The following is a 24,095-nucleotide window of genomic DNA, read 5'->3' as shown; positions in this document are numbered from 1 at the left end:
GGTCAGCCGATGCGGCGCACCCGGTTGACCGTCAGCCCGTTCTCGTCGATGAGCTCCGGGATCCGTGCGATGAACGCCGTGAGATGCGGCGCCCCGAGGTGCGCGTCGAGGTGCTCGCCCGAGTGCCAGTTCTCGTAGAAGAAGAAGCGGCCCGGGTCCTCGACCGACTCGTGGAGGTCGTAGTTGACGTACCCGTCCTCCTGCGACGTCGGCTCGATGAGCTCCTGGAGGGCGGCGCGTAGCTCGTCCTCCTTGCCGGGAGCCGCCTTCATGTAGGCGATGACGGTGAGCAGGTCGCGGTTGTCGTCGGTGGGCGTGGGCATGCAGGCCTCCTGGCTCGGGACCGTCGGGACGACGCCGGTGTCGACCCGCATCCGGTGCCGACGAACCTAACCCTCCGCAGCCGCCGCGACGCCTGTGCGGACGGTTAGGGTTCCGGCATGGCGGACGAGGCGGTCCCCGGGCGGCGCGAGCTCGCCGCCCTCATGGCCGAGGCAGCGCAGGCGTGGCTCGACACGCTCACCCCCGAGCAGCGGTCGGTGGCCGTCGGCGCCGGGCCGGGCGACGGGCCCGACGACGCCGAGCGCCGCCGCTGGTTCTACACGCCGACCGACCACGGCGGCCTGACCGTGCACGAGCAGCGGCCCACGCAGCAACGCGCCGCGATGCGCCTCGTCGCCTCGGGCCTGTCGATGGCCGGCTACGTGACGGTGGCGACCGTCATGGGCCTCGAGAACGTCCTCGACCGGGTCGAGGGCTTCGTGACGATCTTCGACCGCGAGCGCGGCCGCGACCCGGGCCTGTACTACCTGCGGGTCTTCGGCGACCCCGCCACCGGCACGTGGGGATGGCGCTACGGCGGCCACCACGTCTCGCTCAACAACCTCGTCGTCGACGGCGAGCTCGTCGCGACCACGCCCTGCTTCCTCGGCGCCGACCCCGCGACCTCGCCGCTGCTCGGCGGGGCGCTCAACCGGCCGCTCGGCCGCGTCGAGGACCTCGGGCGCGATCTCGTGCGCTCCCTCTCCCCCGAGCTGGCCGCCCGCGCGGTGCTGCTCGACAAGGCACCGTCCGACTTCGTCACCGCCAACCGCACGACGGTCTCGCCGGGCGACCGCGTCATCCCGCTGGCCGGCATCTGGCGCGACGAGCGCTTCCCCGACGACGAGCAGCAGGCGAAGCTGCAGGCGCTCAGCGACGCCATCGACGACGCCGCCGACTTCTCCGAGGCCGGCCACGCCGCCGTCGAGCTGACCGAGGATCCGCAGGGCGTCGCCGGGCGCGACCTCGATGACGGCCAGCGCGAGGTGCTGTGGGCCCTGCTCGGGACGTACTTCGACCGCGTCCCGGAGGGCGTCTCGCCGGCGCGCGCGTACGACGGGCCGGCGCTCGACGACGTCCACGTCGCGTGGGCGGGCCCGACCGAGCCCGGCGCGCCGCACTACTACCGCCTCCAGGGCCCCGGCCTGCTCATCGAGTGGGACAACACGCAGCGCGGCGCCAACCACGCGCACTCGGTGTGGCGCGACCCATCCCGCGACTTCGGGGCCGACCTGCTCGCCGCCCACCACGCGCGCCACCACTGAGGCACGCACCCCGGCGCTCGGCCGTTCGGCCAGCCCTCCCCCGGATGCCCCGCCCCCGCCGGGCCGCGCTACTAGCCTGTCCGGGTGCCGACCGGGGGTGACGACGAGCTGGCGCGCCTCGCGCGCGACGTCCCGGCCGTGGCCGAGCTCCTCGACGAGTACGGCCCGGCCGGCCCGAGCGTGCCTGCGCTGCAACGCCCTCCGCGTGCCCACCGTCCGCGCGGCCCCCGCACCCCGCTCCTGGTCGGGGTCCTGCTCGTCGCCCTGCTCGGCCTCAGGCTCGGCTGGCCGCACATCGTGACGCTGACCGACTACCTGGTCAACGGCGACCCGACCTTCCGCGTCGGCGCCTCGGCCGGGCCGGTGCCGGAGGGCGGCCGGATGCGCGCCGCCGCCCCGCTGCCGGACACGCCGGACCCCGACGAGTACGCGTACATCGACGAGGTCGACACGGACGTGCCGGTCACCTTCGACCCGTGCCGCCCCATCCACTACGTCGTCCACGACCCCTACGACCTCGGAGACACCGGCCGCGACGCCATCGCCGACGCCGTCGCCGAGGTGTCGGACGCGACGGGGTTGGCCTTCGTCTTCGACGGCTACACGGACGAGAAGCCCTCGCGGTCGCGCAGCCTGCGGATGCCCCAGTACGAGCGGCAGTGGGCGCCGGTCCTCATCGCCTGGAGCGACCCGAAGGAGACGCCGCGCCTCGACGGAAGCATCGTCGGGCTGGGCGGCCCCCGGGAGTCCGACCGCCCCACCGGCCGCCGCAGCTGGGTCACCGGCACCATCGAGCTCGACACCCCCACGCTCGGTCCCTGGCTCGGCAGCCCGCTGCGCCGCGCGGACGCCCACGGCGTGATCGTCCACGAGCTCGGGCACGTGCTCGGCGCGGACCATCCCGTCGCCGGCGACCAGCTGATGAGCGCGCAGAACGGCCCGGGCACTCTGCAGGACGGTGACCGGTACGCCTTCGCCAGGCTCGGCAGCGGGCCCTGCCTGCGGTGAGCGTCCGCGGCCTCGGAGCCGGGGTGGCTACCGTGTGGGCGTGCACCGGATGATGCCCGCCCGTCAGCGGCCGACCCTCGAGCAGGTCGCCGCGCGCGCCGGTGTCTCGCGGGCCACGGTCTCCCGGGTGGTCAACGGCTCCCCGACGGTCGAGGAGGCGATGGCCGAGCGCGTCCGTGCCGCCGTCGACGAGCTCGGCTACGTCCCCAACCCCGCTGCGCGAGCGCTGATGACGCGCCGCGCCGACGCCGTCACGCTCGTGGCGGCCGAGGCGACGAGCCGCGTCTTCGGCGACCCGTTCTTCGCCGCCGTAGCGCGCGGGGCGAGCCAGGAGCTGGCGCGCTCCGGGCTGCACATGGTGCTCTCGATGGTGCAGACCGAGGAGGACCTCGACCGGCTGGCCGGCTTCCTGCGCGGCGGTCACGTCGACGGCGCGCTCGTCATCTCCGAGCACGGCGACCACGACGTCGTCGGGCTCGTCGAGGGCTGCGGCATCGCCGTCGTCGCCGGGGGCCGACCGGTGGCCGAGCACCCCGGGGTCGGCCACGTCGACCACGACAACGTCGAGGGCGGCCGGCTGGCGGCGCGCCACCTGCTGGCGAGCGGGCGGAAGCACATCGCGACCGTGGCCGGGCCGCAGGACATGACGGCCGGGACGGACCGGATCGCGGGGTTCCGTGAAGCGCTCGGGCCGGCGTTCGACCCGGAGCTGGTCGAGGTCGGCGACTTCACGACGACCGGCGGAGCGCTGGCGACATCCGCTCTCCTGCAGCGCCGCCCGGACGTCGACGGCCTCTTCGTCGCCAACGACCTCATGGCCCTCGGCGCGCTGACGGCGCTGCGGGAGGCCGGGCGCTCGGTCCCTGATGACGTCGCGGTCATCGGCTTCGACGACGCCGACGTCGCGGCGGTGGCCGCTCCCCCGCTGACGACCGTGCGCCAGCGCACCGAGACCCAGGGCCGGCTGATGGCCCAGCTGCTGCTCCAGCGCCTCGGCCGGCCGGTGCCCGACCCGCTGCCGGAGCTCGCGACGGCGGAGGCATCGGGCGCCGTCGTGCTGGGCGTCGAGCTCGTGGTGCGCGACAGCGCCTGAGCGGGAACCGTGCTCAGGCGCTGTCGCGGACCCGTCCGGGGTCAGTCGGTGCGGCTCACGGGTACTCGCTGACGTACGCCGGGGTGCCGGTGTTCGAGTTGTCCACCTGGCTGCCCTGGTCGTTGACGACGTGGCGGGTCGTGCCGGCGCCGAGGTTGACGGTCAGCAGGTGGTGCAGCCGCACACCCGGGGTGGTCGGCACCTGGAAGCCGTGCTCGGTGACGATCGACGGGTTGTTGCGGTTGTAGACGTACGACCCACCGCCCCAGAGCTCGTGGGTGCGGACCTTCGGGGAGACGACGTACCCGGCGTAGCCCAGGGTGCCGTCGGGCTGGGTCCAGTCGGCCTGCGTGGGCGGGTCGTACGGGAGCTCGTTCTGGTAGAGGACGGTCCGTCCGCGCTCGCCGTTCCAGATCGTGTTGTGCTGCTGGAAGTGCTCGACGAACAGGCCCGTGGCGGTGACGTCGTCGCCGTTGACGATGAGGCCGTTGGTGCCGGTGTTGACGGCCCAGCGCTCGTCGTCGCCGAGGAAGCCGCCGGTGAAGTCCTCGTTGCCGTGGTCGGCGCGCCAGACCCAGGTGTGGTCGACGAGGACGTGGTCGGCGTCGATCTGGAGCGCGACCTTGACCTTGCCGATGTGCGGGCCGCCGACGCGGAAGTAGACGTCGCTGAGGGTCAGCGGGTCCTTGGCGCTCGAGCCGCGGCCGGAGCGGTCGCCACCCTTGCCCTTGTCGTGGTCGTCGACGTGGAGCAGGTTGCGCGACAGCTTGCTCCCCGCGTCGATGGTGACACCGGCGATGACGGTGCCGGCGCCGTCGGCGACCTCGAGGGGCGTGGCGCCCTTCTGCGCGGTGAGGGTTGCGTGGCCCATCCCGAGGACGACCGTGCCGGGGCGCTTGACCTCGATGCTGCGGTCGACGTCGTAGATGCCGGGGGTCAGCAGGAGGTGCTGGCCCTTGGCGAGCGCCTTGTTGATGTCCTTGACCGACTCGCCGGGCTTCGCGACGTGGAAGGCGCTGAGCGGCAGCGTCTTTCCAGGGGTGATGCCGTTGGCCCAGCTGCGGCCGCGGGTGTCGGTCTGCGCCGACGGGACGCGCACGGCCCAGCGGGTGCCGTCCATGAAGAGGTACGGCTTCTCGCGGCTGACCGGCGTCTTCTCGAGCGTCGTGTACGGCGGGTTCGGGAAGGCGCTGTCGTCGGGGGCTCCCTCGACGCCGGCGAAGACCTGGTTCCAGACGCCGTTGCTCCAGCTGCCGACCGTGCTGTTGCGGGTCAGCCACTGCTGCTGCGAGCCGTTGATGACGGCGTCGGCGGAGGTGTCGGCGATGAACCCGCCGCTGGCGAACTGCGGGCCGGCGGTGCAGTAGTCCATCAGGCTGAGGTTTCCGCCCTTGACGGCGACGCGGCGCATCGAGACGGCCTGGCTGACGGCCCAGAAGTTGGCCGACTGACGGCAGCCGTCCTGGCCGGTGCCGTTGACGTCGATCGTCAGGTTGCTCAGGGTGCGCCAGAAGTTGTTGAGCGCGATGCAGTTGCTCGTGCCGCCGTCGTCGAGGCAGCGGTTGTAGACCTCGATCTTGCCGACGACGTGCACGTCGTCCGGGCTCGCGCCGAGGCCGGCGACCTCGGTGTTGTAGCCGACCTTGAGCTGCAGCGGCTCGGTGGCGGTGCCGTAGGTGCCGGGCTTGAAGAGGATGCTCCAGCGGCCGGTGCCCATCTCGTCGTCGGTCTGGGCGTTGCTGATCCTGTCGACGGCAGCCTTGATGTCGGCCGTCGCCATGCTCGGGTCGAGGACGAGCACCTTGCTGCCGAGGTCGAGGCTCGGGGCCGGCGGCTTCGGCTTGGCCGGCGCCGCGGCGGCGGGCACCAGCTGGGCGGCCGTGCCGGTGAGGGCGAGGAGGCCGGTCACGACGCCGGCGACGGCTCGGCGGGTGGCTCGGGTGGTCCTCGCGGGCGGGGGTGAGGTCATGTCGCAGTCCGTTCGCGCCGGGGCTCGCTCATCGGTGAGAGAGCGCTCTCTGACGCGTACCCAACCACACCCCCGCTCCCCCGACAACCCGGGCGTGGACCGGCGTCGAACCCTCGACAGATGCTCGATCAGGCCCGGCGGCAGACGCTGCCGGTCAGCTGAGGATGCCGTGCCGCGCGTTCCAGGCCTGCGCGCTGGAGTACGCGTCCACCATCGACCAGATCCACACCACCGGGAGCACGACGAACCCGACGAAGACGAACAGCAGCAGAAAGCCCACGAAGGAGGTGAGGAGGAACGCGAACCCCTTCGCCGCCTGTCCGTTGACGAACTGACCGAGCCCGGGGAGGAAGAAGGACGCGAGGAGAGCAAGGCCCGCGCTCTTGGGCGCGACCCGCATGGCCGGGGCGTAGCCGTAGGGGCCGGCCACGAGGGGAGCCGGCCGGCCCGTCGGCACGGGGTAGGTGGACGGAACAGCGGGTGCCTGCGGAGCGGACCCCAGCGGCACGATCTCGCCGTGGACGACCGGACCAGCACCGGGTGCCGAGACCTCTCCCCACGTGGAGCCGGTCCACCACCGCTGGCTGCCGTCGGGCTGCGGGTACCACCCCGCGGGAGCGTTCTGGCTCATGCCGTGGCCCCCTGCCGCTGCCCGACAACCCACTGGTCGTGGCGCTCGACCCACGGCGCACGGACTGCCGGGTGGACCAGGGCGTGCCACGTCAAGGTGCGGGCACCGATTATGGCCGACCGGGGCTTCTCGTAGGTGGCGTCGTCGAGCGCCCCGTCGGGCTGCCCACTCAAGGCGGCCACCACGCGGGCGGCGGCGTTGCCCAGGGTCACGACGATCGATGCGCCGGATGCCTCGACCTGCCGGCGGAGTCGCTCGTGGTGGTCGACTGCAGCGGTGACGATCGCGTTCTCCGAGGGATGTTCCTGCATGACGACCGGTGGCAGCCTGTGCCTCCCAGCCAGCGGCGCGGAGACCTTCTCGACGGCCGTGGCAACGCCGGTGCTCTTCATCGAGGTCGGCAGACAGTCGGTGACGAAGTAGTCGTCCGGCTCGACACGCAGCCGCGCGAGCCATCGAGCGTGGAGCACTCGCCCCGACGACCCGTTGAGGCGCGACGGCCGCACCGTCCCCCACTCGGGTCGGAACCACTCGCCCCGCCAGCGCTCGACGAAGTGGTCCATGCCCGAGCCGTCCCAGAAGGGATACGGCTCGTTGTCGACGGGCAGCGCAGCCACCCGCCGGCCCATGCCCTGGGGCGGGGTCCACTCGACGTGGACAGCCGACGGATAGGCGCCGACGACGATCGTCGACACCTCTCGCAGAGGCGTGCCCATGGCCAGGTCGCGCACCGGCGCGCCGAACGGAAAGGTTCCCACCGTCATCCCCCATCACTGTGACGTCGCGACGGAACGCTAGAGGGCAGGTCCGACAGGGTCCAGGGCGCAGGACAGATTCAGCCGTTCGGCCGGTCTCGCTCCGACCGAGGCGAGCGCCCATCCACGCGCTCCTAGGTTGTCCGGATGCCGAACGGGGGACTTCGCGCGCGGATGGACGCGCTCTCAGGTGGACCAGGTCGTCGACAGCGCGAGATGTTGCGCAGGCTCGAGGAGCTGGACCGCCTCGACCTGCGCAACCCTGACCCCGAGCAGGTGCTCTGGCCGGACGGGCGGTCGTCACGTCACGACCCGCGCGCCTGGCAGCCCGGTCCGTCGCGAGCGCTCGGCACGGACCCGTGGTGGCGGCGCCACAAGCGCGGCAGCGCGCTCCTCGCCGTGGTCGTCCTGGCCGGCGGATGGTTCGCCGCTCCGCACGCCGGCGAGTGGAGCAGCAGCCTGTCGTCGGCGCGAGTCGCGGCCGGTGAGCCGCACCCACCCAGCTCTGGCTCCAGCAGCCGGCAGCTTCCGGCCGTCGCCCTGACCGACATCCCGCGCTCCGACCGCTTCGCCTTCCTCGCGACGCAGGACGACAGTGCTGCACCCGTCACCTTCGACCCCTGCCGCCCCATCCACTACGTCGTGCGCGACCGGGCCGGGGTGGGCCCAGGGGGACGCGAGGTCATCGACGCCGCCGTCTCCGAGGTGTCCCGGGCCACGGGACTGCGCTTCGTCGACGACGGGTCCACCGACGAGGCGCCCTCCAAGGACCGGGCGCTCTACCAGCCGCAGCGCTACGGCGAGCGCTGGGCGCCGGTCCTCATCGCGTGGAGCGATGCTCGTGAGGAGCCGGAGCTCGAGGGCAACACGGCGGGTCTCGGCGGGGGGCTACCGGTGCGGGACACGCATGGTCGCCTCACCTACGTCAGCGGCAATGTGTGGCTCGACACCGACGCTCTCGCCCCGGACCTGTCGACCGCCGGGGGTGCACGCGGCGTCCAGGCCGTCGTGATGCACGAGCTCGCTCATGTCCTCGGTGCGGCTCACGTCCCGAGCTCCCGAGAGCTGATGAACGCCGAGAGCTCCGGACAGACGAGCTTCGGTGTCGGGGACCGCTACGCGCTCTCGGTGCTCGGCAACGGCGAGTGCGTGCCTGGCCTCTGAGTGGGTGTCGTACCTCGTCGCTATGCTGGTCACAGCTCACGAGAGGCAGCGACGAGCCCTGGCTTGCTGTCCGGCAACCCCTTCCGCGGGGGTGCCCCAGGTGAAGAGCTGGTCATCCGATGACAACAGCGGATCTCCACGGTCTGGCCGAGGGGTCCGTGTGACCCCGAGGAGCCACCGTGCCCGAATCCGACAACCCCTACCGCGCCGCCGACCTGCCGACCGGCTGGACGACCGAAGCGTTCGACGCCCTGCCCGTCCCGGAGCTCATCGAGCACCTGCGACACCTCGACCACCGGATGGCTCGCCACCCCGATGCCTACGGCCGCTGGTGGATCTCGAAGGAGCTGTCGGAGGCGCGGCGTTCGCTGGTCCGCCGAGGGCTCGACCAGGACTCCTGGATCCCCGAGACCGGGCGCGCGCGATGAGCGCCTCTGTGCTGCGCGTCCTCGTCGACGACGTGCGCGTCTTCCGCGACGGCCGCGAGGCGCTCGTCGCGCAGACCTCGACCGAGGCCCTGGCCCTGCTCCGGACCCTTGACGGCCGGTTCGTCGACGAGCTCTGGCTCGACCACGACCTTGTCGGTGACGACACCGTCCAGCCGCTCGTCGACCATCTCGTGGCGCGGGCTTCAGCCGGCGCGCCCCTGCCCGTCGGCCGGATCTACGTGCACAGCGCGAACGTCCGCGCCGGGCACCGTGTCAACGCCGAGCTGGTGGCCGCGGGCTACCCGTCGCGGCGCTCGTTCGTCGCCGGCATGTGGAGGCACCGGTGGATGGCCTGACCTCCCAGGACGAGTTCCCCTCGCGCGAGGGTCTGCTCACCCTCGTGGACGACCTAGAGCGAACGGTCGGATGGCTCCGCCGTGAGGTCGAGCAGGACGACCCGACCATGGCGCGTCCGTACGCGGGCGCTGCGGTGCTCCGTGCGCATGAGCTGGCGATGGCTGTCGAGGCGTGGAGCGGTCCTTCCGACCCGCATCGTGGACGTCCCGATGGAGCGGTCTCCTTGGCCGGCGAGAACGTGGGCACAGCGGTCGGGCGGCTGTCGGACCAGGACCTCCGCGACCTTCACGGACAGCTGTCGTGGGACCTCCACACCGAGAAGCGGGTGGGGCCGGCCGAGTGGCTCCGCGAGTCACTGTCGCACGTCAAGGCCGAGATGGACCGCAGGGGGTGGCAGTGGTGAACGGGTACGACAGGGGCCAGCACCTGCCCACGGTCTCGATGGTGCACACCGCATCGAGCCTCTTCGAGCACCATCCGCCCGGACCGCAGCCCGCCCACACCCGGCACGACGAGGAGATGCTCGTGACCCACCGAGATGACGTCCGCCTGGCCGAGGCATGGCACCGAAGAGGCGCGACGAACGAGGAGATGATCCGCGACGCCGTGGAGCTCGGCCTCGAGCCCGACGTGGTGACGGGTGACCTCGACGACGCGGCAGCGTTCATCGGCGCAGCCGCTCTGCACGACCTGGGAGACCTGGCAGCGGTGTACCTCGAGCAGGCCGACGGCGATCCCGGCGAAGCGTGGGAGCTGTGGGCCGCCGATGGTGACGACGAGTGATCGGGGTCGGGGGCGCTCGCTCGACGCGAGTGAGGCCCTACTTCTTCGTCAGGAGCGTCGCCCGTGCATCCACAACGCGACGTCGAGGTGCCGCAGCCGGCGGTTGACGTGGCCGACGTTGACGTCCGCCCGCTGTTGCACCTCGTCGATGATGTCGTCCAGGCGCTTGCGGACCCCGTCGTTCTGGATGATGTGGCGGTAGACCTGCCAGTCCACCTGGTAGTTCTGTCTCGGGCCGCTGAGACCGAGCACCTCGCACACCACCGAGTCCCGCACCGGGAAGAGGTCAGGGCGCTTGCGTGCGCTCAGCTTCGAGGCCGTCACCCACGGGTTCTTCGTCTGGGTCGCGTCCAGGGACAGCGCCCGCTTGAGGCTCTCGTGGAGGGACGCCATCGCGAGGAGCGTGTCGTCGTCGGCGACCACGAGGTCGGCGTCCAGCGGCAGGTGCTCCTCCGTGAGCAGCACGCGGATCTCGCGGTTGGTCGTCGTCAGCTCGAGCAGGCGACGCACGGCCTGCGGCTCGGCCTGCACCCCGAGCAGGGTCAGTGACAGCAGGTCGCCGCTCGTGATGGCGTACGGGTCGACCGGGTCGAGGTCGAGGAACGTCGCCCCGGCGTAGTTCGAGGACCTGTCGTAGTGCAGCGCCACGTCGTCCACGACCCGTGAGCCGTGCAAGACGGCGAGGGCGGTGTCGAGCCCTCTGCTGAGCTGGTCGTCCGTCGCGGCCTTCCAGCCGTCGGGCACCGCGCGGAAGCGGTCGTCGGTCGTCGTCATGGTGTCCCCCTGTTCGTCGTGGTCACGGCAACCCCCAGTCCCAGCCGCTTGGCAACCTCCGGCCCGCCGATGTCGCGGATGAGGTCCGGCGGTCCGACGACGACGAGCTTGTCCGTCGCCCGTGACAGCCCGACGTAGAGCCGCTCACGCGAGCGGTCCTTGACCGAGGTCTCGTTCGCGCACAGCACGACACATCGCCGCTCGAGACCCTTGAACCCGAGGACGTGCCCGTAGAACACCTGGTCCGTGTCCCAGAACGTGTCCCAGTAGCCCGCCTGCCCGAGCATCTCCTGCCGCGCGACCTGCTCGTCGTGGCGCGCTCCAGTGGTCAGCAGGGCGACGTCCTCCGGCCGCCAGTCCTCCAGCAGCGCCTCGACGGCGTCGTCCGCCACGTCGAGAGCGTCGTCCAGCCCGCTGGGGATGAACGTCACCTCGGGTCCGTCTCCACCTCGAGACCGCATGCGCATGGGCGCCAGTGGGCCGAAGGTCTCGGCGATCTGCCGCGTGTTGCGCAGGTTGTGGTCGAGGACGATCGGCACGAGCGGGACCGGCGGCGCCCCGAACCGCTGGAAGACCCGCTGGTTCTCGTCGCTGTAGACGTACAGACCGCCCGTCTCCTCGTCCCGGAGACTGCGCATGATCGGCGCCCACCACAGGTCGGCGAAGTCCTGCGCCTCGTCGACGACCACCGCGTCGAACTTCTTGCCGTCGGGCAACGACGACGCGAGTTCGAGCATCTGCTGCGGCAGCCGCTCCTCCCAGAAGTCCGGCTCGTCGCGACCGCCGAACTCCTCGACGCCCACATACCGCGCCAGGTCCTCGAAGGTGCCGCAGAAGGCCGGGCGGTGCTTGCGGTCGACCGTCTCCATGAGCCGTCGAAACCAGCTCGCGAGCCCGATCGAGTAGCACAGCAGCGCCACGCGCTGCGCCGGCCGACCGTTGCCACCGCGGGTCAGCTCTTTGGCCTGGGTCGTCGCGAGCACCGTCTTGCCGCTGCCCGCTCCCCCGCGCACCTCGAGCCGCGGGATGAGCCGGGTCGCCCCGAGGATGGCCGACTGCTCGAGGGTGAGCCGGTCGGCACGGCTCTCCCGCTCGTCGGCCTCCGCCAGCAGCGTGCGTTGGGGCAGGTTGCGGCCGAGGAGGATCTCGGCGATGAGGTCACAGTCGTCCGCGCTCGGCGCGCGGAACCCGGACTCCTGCTTGGCCGCGATGTCCCACAGTCTCCCGGCCAGGTCCCCGAGGTCGTTCTTGCCGTGGATCATCCAGCGGGGGCAGTCCGGCGTCGCGAAGTCTTCGTGGATGTTCGTCCTGGGCGTGATCACCGTGTGCCCGAACCGGACCCGCGTCCGGCTGGACCCCTTCCACCGCGGGTCGCTACGGACGTATGCCCACAGGGCGTGCTTGCCGTCGCGCGCCTGGTCGACCGGATGGATGACCCGCGTGCCCTCTCGGGAGGTCGAGGTCCGCCACTCGCCGTCGGCGATGGTCACGTTGCCCCCCTTGACCTCGCCCACGATCACCCCGACGTCCGGCATGAGGACGACGAGGTCGAACTCCCAGTCCTTCTTCTCGTCGGTGAGCCGGACGTTGGCCAGGATGGTCCACTCGTCAGGAGCCTGCTGGACGAGCTTGTCCCAGGCCTCCTTCTCCGAGGCCGTGGCGAAGACCGGCTGCACCGGTCGCAGTCGGGCCGTCACGAGAGCCGCCTGGTCTCGTCGAGGTCGACGGTCACCCGGTCGACGTCGCCCCACCGGTGACCGCACCGGGCGCACTGCCACTTCTTCATGTCGCCTCCCACCACGCATCCACCGAGCACGACTCCGGGACCAGGCGCTCGCACCGGGTCCCCGTAGGCGATGTCCAGCACCGCGTCACCACCGCAGCTCGGGCACGGTGACCTCTCCTCGTCGCTGTTCATCGGGGAGGACTCACAGTTCCAGCAGCGAGTCGAAGGAGCAGATCAGCTCGTCATCCCGCCGAACGACGTACCCCATCGAGCGTGCTTCCTCGACGACGCGGGCGACGTCCTCGTCGCGGAGCTCGGCCCACTCCTGGCCGACCATGCTGTGCTCCAGGTGCATGAGCGCGACGAGCTCGGAGGGCAGGGTCTCCAGCGCGACCATCCCGGCGTTCGGTGGCCAGTCACCGTCCGCGACCTGCCCCAGCTCGCGAACGTCGTAGGCCGCGTCGTCGGCGATCTCGTCGTTGTCGATCGGGGCATCGACGGCCCGTGCCTCACCGTAGGTGGCGGCCGCCAGGGCGGCATGGACCTGCGCCGCCACCCTCTCGAGGGCAACGCGCGGCGCGATCGTCGTGTACCCGTACCTGGAGGCCCCGTAGACCAGCTCGTCACTCATGGGCCGGAGGTTATCGGCCACCCACAACACTCGAGACAGGTTCGTGGGCAATGCTCCTCGCGACATGCCGACCCACTCATGGAGCCGGCGGACCAGGGACATGTCCCAGCGCGGTCAGCAGACCCTCGACTTTTCTCCACCCCACCGATCCCCGCACCTCGGGGTTCGCTGCGACCACCTCGAGAGCCTGGCGAAGGGCCACATCGGCCGGGTCGGCGCCGGCTGCGTAGCGGTCGTCCAGGAGGAACTCCGCAGCGAGCTCCCCTTGGTCGAGGCAGGCCCAGGCGACACGGTCGAGGAAGATCTCAAGAGTCCGGGGCGCAGCCGGGAGCTCGTCCGCCTCCCCCATCGCGACGACGTCCACCTCACCCAGCCATCGGTCCTCGTCGACAGCACCCGGGTGCAGCGCGAGCGCGGTCCCTGAGGGCGGGCGGGCACCCAATGTCTCGGCGCGGTCGCGAACCAGCTTGACTCCATGGGCGACGTCGGCGAAGTCGTGGTCGACGAGGCTGTAGCCGACGAACATCACGTGGCTGGTCAGCATGAGGCTCTCGACGACACCGTGCAGGGCACGGCCTTCGTCGGCCAGGCGCTCGTAGTCGGCGCGCGTGAGAACCATCGACTCGGGGTCCTTCACATCACCGTGGATCTTGAGCAGCCAAGGCCGCTCACCGGTCGCCAGGTTCCGCGTCATGACGGCGTAGTCGGCGCGATGGACGCCGTCGAGTGCGAGCTCGAGACACGGATCGTAGTTGGTCGTGACCATGCGCTGCACCCCGAGCGCGGCGAGGAGCGCGTGCCCCAGCGCGTGGTGCTTCCGCTCGAAGGTCTTGCGCATGAAAGGTGCGTAGTCGGATCGCAACAACCACCGAAGGCCTGCCGCTTCATCGAGAAGGTTGGCATCCTCCGGCACTTCGTACGTCACGCCTGCACGCTGGCCCATCAAGACCATGAGTTCTCGCCAGTTCGGCAATCCCAGGGGAACGCTGACCCCAGATCCGACGAACAGTGACAACGCACCGCGTGCGGCGAGGCGCCCAAGATCGTCCGCCTGCCGCTGCCCATCGGTGGACAGCCCGCTCCACGGATCCGTGGCCGCGGTCGACGAACGGCCGCGCTCCGCCTGCACCGCGGCGTAGTCACGGCGATCATTGAGCACGAGTGCCACGTCCACGCCCTCGCGGCGTGTGAGGTCGATGAGCGCAGGCACCAACAGCTCGACCACCCTCCGGCGCTCCGTCGAGTGACCGCCCAACCCCGTGCCGACCAACGGCAACGAGACGAGCGGAAGATGGCGCCCCCGATGGGAGGCGAGGTCGCGCGCGGCGGCGAGCACCGCCTGCACGGCTCGGTCCACGACCTCGCAGGGAGGCAACGGCTCGCGGGCAGCCGTCACCGCCAAGGACAGACGCCGGTCCCCAGCGGCGATCGTGACCTCGCCGGGCGGCGCCGTGAGGCCGTCCCGCAGACGGTGGCCGTACGGCCCCGGGTCGAAGCGCTTCTCCGGCAGCAACGGTTTCCAGTAGTGGCTGACGTTCCCTTCGAAGTCGCACGGGATGACGACGGCGTCAGTGTCCAGTCGAGTCAGGTCGCCCAGAACCGCGAAAAGGTGCCCCTCCATGGGCGCAATGTGCCAGAGGACGGGCGGCCCTAGGTGTCGACACGACACCTGCGCGGCCAACCGGCGTGTTGGACCCTTCGGGCACGCTGTGGTCGCAGCCGAAGACGAAGGAAGAGGGGTGGCGCACATGGGGCGGAACGAGCAGTCGGGGGTCGACCTGGAGCGGTCGATCGAGGAGGCGTGGAGCCAGTACGAGGGGCAGTTGCTGCGCCGGTTGGATTGCCTGGAGGACGGGCAGAGCATCTTCGTCCAGACCCAGGGCGAGGAGCCCACGGAGGGCGCCCTGCCCTACGTGCAGGTCCTGTCCTTCGCCGAGGGCTCCGCCTTCCGGCTCGAGGCGAGCAGTGAGGCCTTCCTGGAGCCGACGGCTCGGACGGGGCTGATCGGTCCGGAGGTCCTCGACGCTCTTGGATTCGCACCGCCGAGCGAGGACCCTGCGGACGACGCGCCCAACTGGTTCCGCTACGCCAATGCCACCGAGTGTGAGCTCGTTGCCGAAACAATCGTCCGGGTGCTGCGCGAGGCGTTCGGCGTGGTCCACCCGCTCCTCCTCGCCGGTATGCCGCCCGGACCGGAGGGGCTGGAGCCGACGCCCTCTCCCATCCCGGCCAGTGACCTCGACACGGTGGACCTGGATCTTGCCCACCCTGTGGCCAGTTCGTTCGAGCTGATGGAACTCGTGCGACGCACCATGGCGACGGCCGGCGAGAACACCGAGCTCGACGAGGACGGCGACGTGCCGTTCACGGTGGGGCACCGTAGGGCTTACGTCCGGGTGATGGACCACGAGCCGACCGTTCGTCTGTTCTGCGTGCTCGTCCACGGCATCAAGTCGCAGCGCGCCGCCCAGCGCGAGGTGGGTCTGCTCAACCGCGACGCGGTGGGGCTGCGCTTCGTCACTGACCACGGGCTGCTCATGGTCGAGCAGGACGTGCAGGCAGCGCCGTTCGTCCCCCGCCACCTCGTCCAGGCCATCGAGCGGATGCGCGGTGCCGGCGGCAACACCGCCCGCGACTTCGCGCTCCGTACGGGCGGCGCGGCCTGAACAAGCGCGTTGGTCTCTGCGGTTTAGACGTCGGTGCGCCGCCGGTCAGGTAAGTCAGTCACCTCGGTGGTGGGCAAGGAGCTCGGCGGCAAGCTCGCGTCCGGCATCCATCAGGTCGCGGTCGACGACCATCGCCCGCGGGCCAGCGGTGACGAGTGCCGCGGCGACGCGGGCCTGCACCGGCTCGAGAAAGTGCGCCCGGAGGCTCACGTCCTCGGCGTCCCGGCGAATCTCCTCGACGTGCTCCGCCAGCCGTTCGAGGGCCCACAGCTCCTCCAGCGGAACGTCAAAGTTGACGGGCGTCGTGCGCCGCTGCTGGGCGAGCAACCACTCTAGGCCAGCCGGGAGCTCGAGTGACTCGTCAAGGAACTCCGCCTCTACAACGCCGGACAGGAGATACGTGCGGATCCGCCCGGACTCGTCCGGCGGGCCGCCGTCGACCTCCCAACCGCGCCGGGTCCGCACGACGCGGTACGGATCGACGGTGCGTCGACTCGTCCCCGGATGCCACGCCCGGACGTAGGTGATCGCGACCTTCGTCCGCTCCTTCGCGGCCCGGTCCCAGCGGGCGGGCCCGACGTCGCCGCGGTCGATGGCGCTGCCCGGCCGCAGCTCGTCGTCGATCGCTCGCCCGAGTTTCTCGAGTGCTCCTTCGAGGAGAAAGTTCTCCGGGTCGAGGTGGAGCTGATCGCGAGCGAGCCGGTACGTCCGCGCCCACGTTGTGACCGGGCTGTAGCGGAAGGCGAGATCGTTCGTCACAACGTCGCTGGTCAGCCGCACGCACGGCGCCGTCCGCGGGTCGGCCTCCTCCCCCGACTCGTCGAGGAACTCCAGCGGCGGGATCCAGCCCCGCCGGTCGTCCGGTTCGTCGGTGAGGAAGTACTCGACGAGGAGCTCGCGCACCTTCTTCGATGGCAGGCCCACTTCCTCCGCGACGACCGCGATCGGCACCGCCCGGTGGTATGAGAGCGCCTCGAGGAGCGCTGGGAGCCCAGCGAGCTGCTGGACGAACGCCTCAACCACGGGCCACCGCCTCGAAGTGCGCGAGGACGTCGCGGCGCAGGTCGGCCGGCCCTAGGAGCCGCACGCGGGTGCCCATGGTGACGAGCCAGTCGGTGAGCGCCCGCCGGTTCGTGATCGTCACACGGAAGTGGTGCTTCCCGTCGGGCCGGTCCGCGACGTCGAGCGGCAGACGTAGCGTCTGCCGCACGTAGGGCAGGTGACCCGCGCCGACCTCCAGCTCGATGTCAGTCGGCGCGTGGATCCGCCACTGGTGCGGGTCGAGGGAGTCCTCCGGGTCCTCGATGTGCTCGGGAGCGCTGCCGGGGTCGTCGAGCGAGGGCTGCTCGATCTTCTCGATGCGGAACCACTTGACGGCTTCGTCGTGCTCGTCGCGTGCGCGGAGCAGCCATCGGCCACCGGCACTGTGCAGCCGCAAGGGCTGCACGCGCCGGAGCCGGCCGCCGTAGGTCATCTCGAGCACGCAGTGGGCGTCAACGGCTCTGCGGGCTAGCGCGAGCCCACCTGGAGGATCGGCGATCTCGGACGTGCCAGTTGCACTGTTCAGGGCCTCCTCGAGAACCGACTGCTCGCCGGGCGTCAGCCCGGCCCGGCTGGCGAGGTCATTAGGGAACAGGACGTAGCGTGCGTCCGACCCTTCCGGTGACACGTTCTCGATCTGCCAGCCAGCGTCGGTGAGCCGTCGAAGGTCTCGCTGCAGGCTTGCCATAGCGGACTTTGGGTTCCCCGCATCGTAGCCGGCGACATCGAGCAGCCGGGCGGCCTCGAGCCCCCTCGGTCCGTCTGATGCGGCGAGAGTCCGCAGCAGGCGCAGAAGGCGTGCGACTGGAGCCACCCGAGAGGAAGCCGGCACGGCTGCCACAGAGTTCCGCTCTACGGCGAGCTCGAACGCGGACACGTCGATGCCTTCGAGCATCAGAGCAGCAACGTCCAGGTCCGCCACGTGTCCTTGTCCCGCCACATCGTCAGGCACCCGTTCGCCCCTTGTCGCCTGTCTCTTCTCGCGTCTCTTGTACGGATTGTCTCTTCACACCAAGCGACGACACGCTAGAAGACTCGGACGCGGCTGTCCCACGTGGCGTGAAGCACTCGCGGTCCTACGGGTCGGCACCCCACGGCGACAACAGCCGCTCCCTGCCGGGCATCCAGCCCGTCGGGCCCCACTAGGCGACGCGGGACTGCTGGTTCCGCTTCGTCGCTCAAGAGCCACCCGTCCGGATCAACGTCGACGATCTCTCCGCGTACATCACCCCGAAACCTCCAGTCGCCCTCTGAAGCGTCCCAGTAGTCATGACACACGACGCGAAACGGACAACGCCCGCACGACTCGGGGCTCGGAGATCCGACGACCGCGGCATCCCTGACCGAGTTGTTGAAGTCCCGGACATCAGCCTTCACGCGCTCGATCGTCTCGGCCGTCTCCTCCAAGGTCACCTGGAACGAGCTCTCGTGGCCGCTGACGTCCTGGATGCATGCATGATCAGGCAGTCGTCCCAGGCACCTCTTCACGAGGTGCGCGTAAATGAGGAGCTGGCGGCGCTGGCTGCTCGTCATCTCTCCCTGGTGCACACCAGCCTTGAGATCGACTACCCACAACTCCGAGCCGCGAAGCTCCACACGATCCGGCGTTCCAAAAACTCCGCAATCAGGATCCTCCAAACCGTGCTCGACCCACGGCAGAGGCGGAGGACTCGCGTGCTGGGTCGAATGGCTCCGACCCGGCGTGGGTGACGCTAACGGTGCACTCCCAGGGATATCAGCCCTTTCGAGCTGCCGTCTGAGCTGCCGCAGCAGTCGCGTCTTGGTTCGGGCGTAACCGGGCCACAGACGAGGTTCCGGAATCTCTCGGCCGTCCCAAGCGTCGCTCAATCGTCGCTGATGCAGCGCGATCGACGTGCTCCATGTTCGCTCAAGCCAGTCTTGAAGGTCCTCACTAGTGTCGTACTGGCGACGTGCGACCGCCTCCGTCACCCCGTGTGCGGCCAGACCCAGAGCGCTGCGCGTCGACGGCCTGTCCCAGTCACGCACCTTGGTATCCCGTCGAAAGGCCGCGCGCTTGAGGCACTGGTCCATCGCGCTGAGAAAGGTCGGTGACACCCGGTCAATCGGCTCGATGTCGGGGTCCGGCCACGCAACGGTCACATCAGCCTCCGAACGACGGCGAGCGGCCGGCGCACGGCCGTGAAGACGTCCTCGACGTGGACTTCGCCAAAGCCCAGGTCGTTCTCCAGCTCGTCCACAGCCGCTGCCTGGTCCTCTGTCCAGTAGTCCGCCTCGACGTCCCAGAGAGGATGTCCGAGCAGCACCGCGGCCTTCCGATCGCGTCGAGCAACGTACACCTGGCCGTCCTGGGTCGTGTCCCCTGCTAGGTCGAGAAACTCAGATTCCGTCAAGGCCCGTGCCACTGCAGCCGCCGGCGCCAGCCACCGCTCGAGAGAGATGGGCTGGTCGTTGACGAGGTCCAGCATGTCGAGCGCCAGTCGCCAGTCGAGAGCGCCGTGCAGGCGCCGGTTGTCGTAGGACCGAAGGCAGTCAGGACACGAGCTCGTGCATTGGACGTGCCGTGCGTCCGTGTACTCGTCCGCCAGCTCCTTGCTGAGCCGCTTGACGAACTCCTCGAAGGTGGCAGCCTGACCGATCTCACTGGCGTACCCCGCTCCGTTGTCTAGCGAGTCAGCGATGAACACGGACATGGAACCGTCGGGCAACGGGTGGAGACCCGAGATCAGTTCCTGCGGATCCACATCCAGGAGTCTCTTCGCCCCCCGTCGGAGAACCTCCGCGAGCGACCAGTAGGCGGCTCGCCCTGCCGGCACGTGCGATGCAGACCGGGACAGGAAGCCTCTCGGAAGACGTGCCGTCTGGAGACGGATGGTCAGGACATCAGTTGTCCGAATCTCGCCGATGGCGATCTCTTCCTCGGCGCGGGCCGCCGGCGGCCAGCTCTTGAGATCGGGGAACAGTGCTTCGTCGGTGACGATCCAGGACCCGTCGAACTGACGAGCGATGGGGAACAGCCGTCCTCGGTTGTCGTTCACTTGGATGAGACTCGCCTGGTCGTAGGCCGAGATCCGGCACCCAAGCACCGGCGACTCGCTCGTCGGCTCCGAACCGACAGACAGCATGGGCGCGCCCGCCGTGGGTGATGCGTCGTTTTCATCGTCGTAGTCGCGCGACTGGTAGGTCGTCCGGAATCCCAGGGGCTGGTGCAACGGGATGGCTGCCAGCGCGCCACCACAGATTTCGCAAACCTCGGAGGGCGGGTCAAGGCGAGCCGCCCCACACGCGCCACATTGGCCCACGTTCTTGCGCGGACCCAACGGGTCACGGGGTTGAGGCCTGCCGAACCCTCGAACGTCCCACGCAGCGAACCCGGCGACCGTGTGGATGCTGCCGTCGCGAACGACCTGCGCTCCTGGGGCGAACATCGAGACGGCCATGTCGAGCGACCGGTCGGACACAGACGCTGCATTCAGGTCAGACCGGCTTCTCGGTCGGCTCCCCATGAGCTGACGAACGCGCGTCGGGAAGCCAAACATGGGCAGGATGCCAACGGTAGCCAGCAGCTCGCTCAGCTCTGGGGTATCCCCGCCGTCATTCTCCACGGCAGCATCGATAGCGGCAACGAGCTCGTCCCCCGTCGATAGGTGGAGCTGTCTAAGGTCCGCATCGTCGAGGCCAGTGAAGACGGTGAAGCGGCGGACGGTCGCCATGCGGCCCGCCTCGTCTGCCAGCCATGCCGCGACGTCGTTGCGTCGCTCCGCCCACTCTTGCGTCCGACCGAACGTCCCGTGGATGCTGTCGCTTGTCCAGTCCGGAGCGGGCGTCAGGGACGCAAAAGCCCGACGAAGCAGCTCGGCCACGATGACGCGCTGGGGGATGCGGCGTCGCCGAAGGTCCAAGAACGGCTGCGGTGGTTCGTCGCCCGTCATCCGGCGTGGGGTGGTGAAGTAGTCGTCGTCGTGCGTCCGGTCTCGGCAGACGGTGACTGCGTACGAGAATGCCTGACCCGCACGACCGGCCCGTCCCACCCGTTGCTGGTAGTTGAAGCGCTGAGGCGGCATGTTGGCCATCAACGTCGACCGGAGCGACCCGATATCCACTCCTACTTCCATCGTGGTCGTCACGCTCAGGACATCAAGAGGCGTCGTGGTCCGGTTCTCCTCGGGCGAAGGAAGCAGAACTCCCTTGAAGACGCGAGCTCGCCGTCTCTGCTCTGCGAGCGGCTTGGTCTGTCCAGTGAGCTCCGCGACGGCGAGGCGGCGAGGTGTCTGGCTCGCCAGCCACCCGTAGTAGTCGCTCGAGTCATGGTCGACCGGAACCATCGTCAGCCGATCAGAATGGCAGTACCGGTTGGCACAGATGCCCGCAGAAGGGTGGAGGTGGCGGAACGAGCAGTTCTGGCAGTCCCAGGTGTGCTCCCCCGCCTTAACGAAAGTCAGGGGTGAGACGAGGTTGCTGATGTTGATCAGCCACTTGCTGACGATGCCCGCACCTTCGAGCGCGCCCTGGACCCAGACGACCAGGTCATCGACCTCTGCCGTGTGCCTCTTCGCGACGTTGGTCAGGTACTGGCGGATGACCTTGGGCGGCCTGAGGCTTTCGTCGCAGTCACCTCCCGACCACCGCCGTGCGATTCCAAGGATCCGAAGGACCGACTGCAGCACCTCGGCGTTGGCTGACGCGCTCAGCGGTCCTCTCGTGGCGTCGATCTTCGCCGCCGCCACGTGGGCCAGCGCCACAGATTCAATGTCGCGCCCTGCTCGATCGAAGAGCGCTTCGGCCATGCTCTCGGTGAGGCGCTCCTTCTGCCGGTCTGCCTCCTGGTCTCGCACCGCGGTCGGCAGGGCCGTCCAGTCGCCTGACGTGGACGGCAGGAATGCCGTCCACCATGGGCTCCCGTCCGAGTTCTTTGCGCCGGAGGGACCCGGCCCAGCCGGCGGGATGCCGCGGCTCACCAACTCTCCGAGCGTCTGCTGACGGAGGTCGACCCACGAGATGGAGCTGTCAGGTGCCGACCCGAAGGAGGCCGCAAGAGACTGGACCTCCTCGTCGTCCAGCTCGACGAAGCGCCGCTTCTGGACGAGGTCCAGCGCACCAGGGTGCTCCGCCTTGAACTGTTCGGCCACCACCTGTTCGCTCATCGACAGCGACTCACCCCGGGCGTGCCTGCTGACGATGTCCTCGACATCGGGTTCTGCTTCATCCATCACCTGGCGAACTACCTGTCGGACCACGTCGCGGTAGTGGTTCTTGGCCACGCCGGCTGCCGTCCGGGCAGCGTCATCCCGACTGTCGGTGAAGACGATGGTCCGAGAGTCTTGCGGCGTGCTCCCCATGCTTCTGATGAGCTGCGACAGGTACAGCTGGGTTGACTGCGCGGTCCCCGATGTGTGAGCACGAATCGGGCTTCGGACGAACCCGTCGTAGAACTTCGCGGACTCGTTGTAGTAGGCGGTCCCGCACCTCGGGCACCGGTCGGGCAGAGCGGGGATGGAGTGCGGACTGTCGTCCGGAAGGGCACTTGCCTGCAGCACCCACCCGTTGGAGTCTTGCCCGCCTCGACTGATCCATCCCAGGCTTGGCTCCAATCGTGCTGGCACAAAGCCAAAAGTCACGGACCTCGGCGAGGCTGGCCTGCCCTTGACCGCAATCTGGTCTCGGTCCTTGTTCTTGGGCAGACCGCGTGCCCAGGAAGGATCGGCTTCGGCGGGTCGCTCCCCGGGCCAGAACCAGACGTACTTTCCGTGCTCGCGTCGGAAGACTGGCAAAGCCTCGAGTGCAGGGATGTCGACAGCCGATGGACCGACGACAACGCCGCCGCCTTCCTCATCGGACAGCTCACCGACGACGAACCCTCCCAGGCTGGCATCGCCGCACTCGAAGCAGTAGAGAAGCTCCAGCACGCGGCATCCGCAGTGCGGACAGGTGTCGACCGGAATGGCATAGAGCGTCCCCATGGTGCGGCTCGCACGGTGCTCAGGTGGCACGCCGCTGCACTCCCGGTTGCTGCACGCCCAGAACCCCCGGACGGTGCGGACGAACTGGTGGGCTCGGAGAGGGATGCCCCCTCTCGCGTCGCCTTCCGAGATCTCGCGCAGAACACCGCGCAATCCTTCGAGGTCCTCGTCGGGTTCGCCAAAGAGCCGTTCGGCAACGACGCTAGCCTCCGTCGCCCTGACTCGTTGCTCGACGTCGTCGACGCACGCTACGGCCACCGCCCGAGACAGCTCGGCCGGGTCTACCCCCAGCTCGCCGCGTTGGGCGTCAGTCCGGCTGAGACGCACTGGATCACCTAGCGACCGCGGTTCCCCAGATGTCACGAAGAAGGAGTCACGCCCGACGCCAAAGAACTCCTCCAGGAACGAAAGACCAGAGCCATCCGCTGTGAGCGAGGCGCTCGTCGCGATGATGCGCAGTTTGGGCGACCCAGGCTCCAACCTGAGGCGGCTCAGGAGGTTGCGCACCACCATGGCGACCTCGCTACCCTGCGTGCCGCGGTACAGGTGCAGCTCGTCCACGACGAGTGTGAAGACGCTGCCGTCGCGCTGCAGCCAGTCTCGCGTCTTGGCGAAAAGGCTCTCCTCGTGGTGCCGCATGAGCATCGCGTTCAACATCGAGTAGTTCGTGACCAGGATGTCCGGAGGCGTGTCGACCATGTCCCACCGCACGAGCAGCTCATGCATACGAGGGTCAGGGAACTCGGCGAGGTCGTCTTCGGATGCACCACCGTCTCGAAGCTTGGTGAACTCGCGGTCGATGTTCCGCATCTCGGTCGCGACCTCGACGATGGAGTTGCTCTTCGGCTTCGGCCGCGAGGTCTGGCCGAGCGTGACGCCGGTGTAGCGACCGAACCAGAGCGGCTTGGTCGGCTGGGCGAGTCCGATGCGTCGGACCGCTCGGCGAAGGCGTGTCATCTGGTCTTCGACGAGCGCGTTGGTCGGGTAGAGCACAAGTGCTCGTACCGCTGCCTCGCGAGTCTCGCCCGTACGCGGCGAGTGCCACGAGTCGTCCGCGCCCGTTGCCCATGCGTGCCGCACAGCAGGTTGGTCATCCCACGAGTGCGACTCCTCCACGAGCCGCAGCAGCGTCGGGAGCCAGAAGCTTTCCGTCTTGCCCGAGCCGGTACCGGAGGTGACGACGACGTTGCGTTCGCCCGCGTCACCGGGCCGGAAGTGATGACGCACGGCGTCGGCCTGGTGAGACCGCAGGCGGATGGCTTCCCCCTCCGGCGTGAACGAACCGAACAAGGCATCACCCACAGTTCGCGCCGCTTCGTCGGAGACCTTCGCCTCTCTCGTCACGTCCAGGAGCTGGGTATCAGCGTCATAGGGCAACACCGGCTCCAGCAGGCACTCGCTGAGCAGACGTCCGGGCTCCTCGAGGAGCTGGCGGCGTTCGGCGCGAAGCCGGGCATCCCGCAGCCAGAAGGCAGTGTCGAAGTAGCGGAGGTAGGCGTCCCGGAGCTCGTCTCGCAACGTCAGCGGAGTGGTCACAGGTTCTT

At 69.6% G+C, this 24,095-nt stretch carries 21 protein-coding genes and 1 riboswitch; of the genes, 9 read left to right on the top strand and 12 right to left on the bottom strand.

Annotation, left to right across the window (positions count from 1 at the left end):
* Window positions 1–2: 2 nt before the first annotated feature.
* Window positions 3–323, bottom strand: coding sequence for a putative quinol monooxygenase (locus HL663_RS11020; protein ID WP_173028422.1), 321 nt, complete (start codon window positions 321–323; stop codon window positions 3–5).
* Between the two features lie 117 nt (window positions 324–440).
* Here HL663_RS11020 and HL663_RS11015 point away from each other — a divergent pair, with 117 nt between their 5' ends.
* The 3 genes from HL663_RS11015 (at window position 441) to HL663_RS11005 (ending at window position 3,687) form a co-directional block, all read left to right on the top strand.
* The gene (locus tag HL663_RS11015; protein WP_173028421.1) at window positions 441–1,586 is read left to right on the top strand and encodes a DUF3500 domain-containing protein; all 1,146 of its coding nucleotides are present in this window, start codon (window positions 441–443) and stop codon (window positions 1,584–1,586) included.
* A gap of 84 nt (window positions 1,587–1,670) precedes the next feature.
* Complete coding sequence (locus tag HL663_RS11010; RefSeq protein ID WP_173028420.1) at window positions 1,671–2,594, top strand: hypothetical protein; 924 nt, start codon at window positions 1,671–1,673, stop codon at window positions 2,592–2,594.
* 49 nt (window positions 2,595–2,643) lie between these two features.
* Window positions 2,644–3,687 carry a LacI family DNA-binding transcriptional regulator gene (locus tag HL663_RS11005; RefSeq protein ID WP_173030129.1) on the top strand — a complete coding sequence of 348 codons (1,044 nt, stop codon included), beginning with the start codon at window positions 2,644–2,646 and terminating at the stop codon, window positions 3,685–3,687.
* 55 nt (window positions 3,688–3,742) lie between these two features.
* Here the strand turns inward: HL663_RS11005 and HL663_RS11000 are convergent, their stop codons facing one another.
* From HL663_RS11000 to HL663_RS10990, 3 genes are all read right to left on the bottom strand, one after another.
* Window positions 3,743–5,656, bottom strand: coding sequence for a pectate lyase-like domain-containing protein (locus HL663_RS11000; protein ID WP_173028419.1), 1,914 nt, complete (start codon window positions 5,654–5,656; stop codon window positions 3,743–3,745).
* 154 nt (window positions 5,657–5,810) lie between these two features.
* On the bottom strand, window positions 5,811–6,287 hold the full coding sequence (locus HL663_RS19145; protein ID WP_216842550.1) for a hypothetical protein: 477 nt from the start codon (window positions 6,285–6,287) through the stop codon (window positions 5,811–5,813).
* Complete coding sequence (locus HL663_RS10990) at window positions 6,284–7,051, bottom strand: hypothetical protein (RefSeq protein ID WP_173028418.1); 768 nt, start codon at window positions 7,049–7,051, stop codon at window positions 6,284–6,286. The genes HL663_RS19145 and HL663_RS10990 overlap by 4 nt, the downstream gene beginning before the upstream one ends.
* Before the next feature lie 207 nt (window positions 7,052–7,258).
* Here HL663_RS10990 and HL663_RS10985 point away from each other — a divergent pair, with 207 nt between their 5' ends.
* The 5 genes from HL663_RS10985 to HL663_RS10965 all read left to right on the top strand — a co-directional run bounded on the left by HL663_RS10985 (window position 7,259) and on the right by HL663_RS10965 (window position 9,774).
* Window positions 7,259–8,206 (top strand): peptidase, encoded by a 948-nt coding sequence (locus HL663_RS10985; RefSeq protein WP_173028417.1) that lies wholly within the window; start codon window positions 7,259–7,261, stop codon window positions 8,204–8,206.
* Between the two features lie 34 nt (window positions 8,207–8,240).
* Window positions 8,241–8,341: riboswitch (SAM riboswitch) on the top strand.
* Between the two features lie 44 nt (window positions 8,342–8,385).
* Window positions 8,386–8,634 (top strand): hypothetical protein, encoded by a 249-nt coding sequence (locus HL663_RS10980; protein ID WP_173028416.1) that lies wholly within the window; start codon window positions 8,386–8,388, stop codon window positions 8,632–8,634.
* Window positions 8,631–8,990 (top strand): cyclic-phosphate processing receiver domain-containing protein, encoded by a 360-nt coding sequence (locus tag HL663_RS10975; protein WP_173028415.1) that lies wholly within the window; start codon window positions 8,631–8,633, stop codon window positions 8,988–8,990. The genes HL663_RS10980 and HL663_RS10975 overlap by 4 nt, the downstream gene beginning before the upstream one ends.
* Entirely contained in the window at window positions 8,978–9,394 is a 417-nt protein-coding gene (locus HL663_RS10970) for a hypothetical protein (protein ID WP_173028414.1), read from the top strand. The genes HL663_RS10975 and HL663_RS10970 overlap by 13 nt, the downstream gene beginning before the upstream one ends.
* Window positions 9,391–9,774: a hypothetical protein gene (locus HL663_RS10965; RefSeq protein ID WP_173028413.1), complete on the top strand. Its 384-nt coding sequence runs from the start codon at window positions 9,391–9,393 to the stop codon at window positions 9,772–9,774. Before HL663_RS10970 ends, HL663_RS10965 begins: the two co-directional genes overlap by 4 nt.
* 48 nt (window positions 9,775–9,822) lie before the next feature.
* On the opposite strand, the gene HL663_RS10960 is transcribed toward HL663_RS10965, so the two are convergent.
* From HL663_RS10960 to HL663_RS10945, 4 genes are all read right to left on the bottom strand, one after another.
* Window positions 9,823–10,548 (bottom strand): DUF6308 family protein, encoded by a 726-nt coding sequence (locus HL663_RS10960; RefSeq protein WP_173028412.1) that lies wholly within the window; start codon window positions 10,546–10,548, stop codon window positions 9,823–9,825.
* The gene (locus HL663_RS10955) at window positions 10,545–12,245 is read right to left on the bottom strand and encodes a nuclease-related domain-containing DEAD/DEAH box helicase (RefSeq protein ID WP_286175558.1); all 1,701 of its coding nucleotides are present in this window, start codon (window positions 12,243–12,245) and stop codon (window positions 10,545–10,547) included. Before HL663_RS10955 ends, HL663_RS10960 begins: the two co-directional genes overlap by 4 nt.
* A gap of 231 nt (window positions 12,246–12,476) precedes the next feature.
* Window positions 12,477–12,905, bottom strand: coding sequence for a hypothetical protein (locus tag HL663_RS10950; RefSeq protein ID WP_173028410.1), 429 nt, complete (start codon window positions 12,903–12,905; stop codon window positions 12,477–12,479).
* A gap of 76 nt (window positions 12,906–12,981) precedes the next feature.
* Window positions 12,982–14,526 carry an SIR2 family NAD-dependent protein deacylase gene (locus HL663_RS10945; protein ID WP_173028409.1) on the bottom strand — a complete coding sequence of 515 codons (1,545 nt, stop codon included), beginning with the start codon at window positions 14,524–14,526 and terminating at the stop codon, window positions 12,982–12,984.
* Between the two features lie 127 nt (window positions 14,527–14,653).
* Here HL663_RS10945 and HL663_RS10940 point away from each other — a divergent pair, with 127 nt between their 5' ends.
* Window positions 14,654–15,571: a T3SS (YopN, CesT) and YbjN peptide-binding chaperone 1 gene (locus HL663_RS10940; RefSeq protein ID WP_502709047.1), complete on the top strand. Its 918-nt coding sequence runs from the start codon at window positions 14,654–14,656 to the stop codon at window positions 15,569–15,571.
* A 54-nt stretch (window positions 15,572–15,625) separates the two neighbouring features.
* Here HL663_RS10940 and HL663_RS10935 read toward each other — a convergent pair whose 3' ends face one another.
* The 4 genes from HL663_RS10935 to HL663_RS10920 form a co-directional block, all read right to left on the bottom strand.
* A complete protein-coding gene (locus HL663_RS10935; RefSeq protein ID WP_173028407.1) occupies window positions 15,626–16,594 on the bottom strand; it encodes a WYL domain-containing protein in 969 nt (322 codons plus the stop codon).
* Window positions 16,587–17,534, bottom strand: a complete 948-nt coding sequence (locus HL663_RS10930) for a helix-turn-helix transcriptional regulator (RefSeq protein WP_173028406.1) — start codon at window positions 17,532–17,534, stop codon at window positions 16,587–16,589. The genes HL663_RS10935 and HL663_RS10930 overlap by 8 nt, the downstream gene beginning before the upstream one ends.
* Before the next feature lie 104 nt (window positions 17,535–17,638).
* Window positions 17,639–18,664, bottom strand: a complete 1,026-nt coding sequence (locus tag HL663_RS10925) for a PD-(D/E)XK nuclease family protein (protein WP_286176056.1) — start codon at window positions 18,662–18,664, stop codon at window positions 17,639–17,641.
* A gap of 65 nt (window positions 18,665–18,729) precedes the next feature.
* The gene (locus tag HL663_RS10920; protein ID WP_173028404.1) at window positions 18,730–24,087 is read right to left on the bottom strand and encodes a DEAD/DEAH box helicase family protein; all 5,358 of its coding nucleotides are present in this window, start codon (window positions 24,085–24,087) and stop codon (window positions 18,730–18,732) included.
* Window positions 24,088–24,095: the final 8 nt, after the last annotated feature.

It is taken from the genome of Arthrobacter sp. NEB 688 (genome assembly GCF_013201035.1).
Taxonomy (GTDB): Bacteria; Actinomycetota; Actinomycetes; order Actinomycetales; family Dermatophilaceae; genus Phycicoccus.
This window is presented reverse-complemented; position numbering and strand designations above follow the sequence as displayed.